Source organism: Hydrocoleum sp. CS-953 (assembly GCF_002260545.1).
Lineage (GTDB): Bacteria > Cyanobacteriota > Cyanobacteriia > Cyanobacteriales > Microcoleaceae > Trichodesmium.
The window spans coordinates 1-3,592 of the sequence record NZ_LGSU01000546.1; the positions used below are offsets into that span (position 1 = coordinate 1).

Here is a 3,592-nt window from a genome sequence, read left to right on the forward strand (position 1 = left end):
CCTTTGGGCAATCTTAATCCACAACTGACCTACGAGATTAATCATTTGGCTTCTGTTCATTTGGCTAAATTAAGTAAAGAAGTCGGAATTAGTCGTTATATATTTTCCTCTTGTAGTAACTATGGTGCTGGAGGAAATGATTGGTTAACTGAAGACTCAGCTTTTAATCCCGTGACTCCCTATGGTATTTCTAAGGTAAAAGTTGAGCAAGATGTAAGTGAGTTAGCTAATGATGATTTTACCCCGACTTTTCTGCGGAATGCCACCGCTTATGGTGTTTCTCCACGTTTACGCTTCGATCTAGTTTTAAATAATCTAGTTGCTTGGGCTTTAAAAACGGGCCGAAAAGTTTTAAATATAATCAAAATGATGAGTTATTAGATAGTGAAGGTAACAAAGTAGAATTTACTTTATTATCAAGTGCGGGTAGAAAAGTCAGAGAACAAATGGCAACACAAATCAATCAAGATTTAGGGAAATTAGGTATTAAAATAAATATGCAATTTCTCAGCTTTAATACTTATGTAAGAAAACTCTCTTTATCTAGAGATTGGGATGCTTATCTGGGAGGTTTTACAGGAGGAAGTATTGAACCTCATGGTGGTTATAATATTTGGTCTGTAAATGGTAGATTACACACTTTTAATCAAGGACCTCAACCGGGAGAGGAAGAAATAAAAGGCTGGAAAGTAAATGATTGGGAACAAGAAATAGACGATCTTTATATTCAAGCATCTCAAGTATTAGATGAAGATAAACGCAAAGAATTTTATGGTCAAGCACAACAAATTATTGCTGAAGAATTACCTTTTATATATATGGTAAATCCTCTAGAATTTGATGCTATTCGTGACCGAATTAAAGGGATTAATTATACTGAGCTAAGTGGTGGTTTCTGGAATTTATATGAACTGAAAATTGCTGAATAAAAATGAAAAAGATGTGGAAATTAATAAATAATTTATTATTTCCTTTGGCTACTTAAAACTAAGAGGTTGTTTGAGAAGTTATTGATCCCCCAAAATTCCCCTTGATAAGCAGGGCTTTCCGTTATATTCCCCCCCTTAATAAGGAGGGCTAGGGGAGAGCTAAATCAAAATTAATACTTTTAAAACATAATATTTAATCCTGTTTTTTTCATCATGTATAGACAAACTCTATGCAAGCTCTTATAATAGAAGTCTGGTCGAAAAGGAAATAAAATGATCATAAGTCATTGCTACAAAATCAAACCAAATCAAGAACAAATAGCTAAAATAGACAATTGGTTAGAACTCTTGAGAAGACATTGGAATTATGCTTTGGGTCAACGGTTAGATTGGNATTTAATCCTGTTTTTTTCATCATGTATAGACAAACTCTATGCAAGCTCTTATAATAGAAGTCTGGTCGAAAAGGAAATAAAATGATCATAAGTCATTGCTACAAAATCAAACCAAATCAAGAACAAATAGCTAAAATAGACAATTGGTTAGAACTCTTGAGAAGACATTGGAATTATGCTTTGGGTCAACGGTTAGATTGGCTCAATAGAACTAGATGTCAAATTGACCGCTGCTCATTAATTTCATGTCCAATTCGTGAGATTCCAAGCAAGCCAGATTATCATTTTCAGTCAGCAGAATTAAAAGAGACTAAAAAACTATTTCCAGAATATAAAGAGATATATTTTGAGGTACAACAAAATAATCTTAAAAGATTAGATAAGTCTTGGCAACGTTGGTTAGTTCCTGATCAAACAGGCAAGAGGTTTGGTAGGCCAAGATTTAAAAAAACAGGTAAGCTAAGGTCATTTAATTTTAGTAGGGTGAATCATCCTAAAGCAGCAGTTAAGTTTGATGGTAAACAAATTATTATTAGCAGGTTTGGTGCTATTCGAGTTATAGTTCATAGACCTATTCCAGATGGATTTGTTATTAAAACTGCAACCATAACCAAAAAAGCTGATGGCTATTATGTTAGTTTAAGTTTGGAAGACAAGTCAGTTCCTAGTTTAATTCCTACAAATAATATCAAAACTGCTGTAGGTATTGATGTTGGTCTCAAAGAGTTTTTAACTACCAATACTGGAGAAACTGTTTCTGTTCCTAATTTCTATAGAAAATATCAATCTAATTTAGCTAGAAAACAAAGTAAAGCAGCTAGAAAAGAAATTGGTTCTAATAACTGGAAAAAAGCACAAAACAAAGTAGCTAAATTACATCAACATATTGCTAGACAAAGAGAAGGATTTCATTACAAAACTGCTCATAAATTAGTTAAAGAGTATGATTTAATTGCTGTCGAAAACCTTAACATTAAAGGTTTAGCTAGAAACACTAAACTATCAAAATCAATCTATGATGTAGCCTGGGGTACTTTTATTGAAAAATTGAATGCAGTGGCGGTAAAACGCGGTGTTCATGTAATTAAAGTTAATCCTCATAATACATCGCAAAACTGTAGTAATTGTGGTCAAAAAGTACCTAAAATTTTGTCAGTTAGAACGCATTATTGTCCTAAATGTGGAACAGTTTTAGATAGGGATGAGAATGCTGCAATCAACATACTAAATAAAGCATTATGCGAGGTGGGTATCATCTTGCCTGCTTGTGGAGGCTTAGACACTGGTCAGCCTATGATACAAGAAACTTCTGAAATTTGGGTTCAATTATCTTTGTTTTAGAAGCTCCCGTTATAATCTCCGATTTAACGGAAGATAACTTCACTAAATCGTTCAGCATATAACATTTTTAACTATATTTATGAACCTTATCAACGAATTATTTTAGAAAAAAAAATCCTTTTTACTGGCGCAAGGATGAGCAAGGAAATACTCAACCTTACATTGAGAATATTGTCTGGCAAGTCATCTCAAATAGAGATAATCAACTCTTAAATTTTCGCTCTGGGAAGCTAGATACAATTACAGTAGAACCAGCAATTTTTCCTTTATTAAAAAGAGAAGAAAAACGAGGTAAGTATACTATCTACAATGGAGGACTTTCATCAGGTGCCCGTTTTATTTCTTTTAATCTTAATCAAGGTCGTAATGCTCAAGGTAAGCCATTTGTAGACCCGATTAAATCTAAATGGTTTAATAAAAAACTTTTCAGACAAGCGATCGCTTATGCTATTAATAGGAAAGAAATGGTAAACAATATATATCGTGGATTAGGTGCGCCTCAACATTCACTACTTCCTATTACAAGTCCTTTTTATCTATCCCCAGAAGCAGGTCTGAAAATCTATAACTATAATCTCCTTTATTAAAAAGAGAAGAAAAACGAGGTAAGTATACTATCTACAATGGAGGACTTTCATCAGGTGCCCGTTTTATTTCTTTTAATCTTAATCAAGGTCGTAATGCTCAAGGTAAGCCATTTGTAGACCCGATTAAATCTAAATGGTTTAATAAAAAACTTTTCAGACAAGCGATCGCTTATGCTATTAATAGGAAAGAAATGGTAAACAATATATATCGTGGATTAGGTGCGCCTCAACATTCACTACTTCCTATTACAAGTCCTTTTTATCTATCCCCAGAAGCAGGTCTGAAAATCTATAACTATAATCTAGAAAAAGCAAAATCACTATTACTTAGTGCTGGTTT

At 33.2% G+C, this 3,592-nt stretch carries 2 protein-coding genes and 3 pseudogenes; all 5 read left to right on the forward strand.

Annotated features, from left to right (window positions below; all coding sequences use genetic code 11):
- Window positions 1–345: pseudogene (locus tag AFK68_RS05730) on the forward strand (SDR family oxidoreductase); the annotation flags it as partial.
- 5 nt (window positions 346–350) lie between these two features.
- A pseudogene (locus tag AFK68_RS05735) lies at window positions 351–929 on the forward strand (ABC transporter substrate-binding protein); the annotation flags it as partial.
- Between the two features lie 273 nt (window positions 930–1,202).
- Window positions 1,203–1,322, forward strand: a 120-nt coding sequence (locus tag AFK68_RS34560; protein ID WP_168186335.1) for a helix-turn-helix domain-containing protein, incomplete at its 3' end; no start/stop codon positions are given.
- Window positions 1,323–1,405: 83 nt separating this feature from the next.
- The gene (locus AFK68_RS05745; protein ID WP_094671952.1) at window positions 1,406–2,665 is read left to right on the forward strand and encodes an RNA-guided endonuclease TnpB family protein; all 1,260 of its coding nucleotides are present in this window, start codon (window positions 1,406–1,408) and stop codon (window positions 2,663–2,665) included.
- 78 nt (window positions 2,666–2,743) lie between these two features.
- A pseudogene (locus AFK68_RS44330) lies at window positions 2,744–3,592 on the forward strand (ABC transporter substrate-binding protein); the annotation flags it as partial.

What these genes read in the sequence shown, in the direction of transcription:
- AFK68_RS05745 (WP_094671952.1), top strand. Translation starts at nt 1,406, where the DNA reads ATGATCATAAGTCATTGCTACAAAATCAAACCAAATCAAGAACAAATA.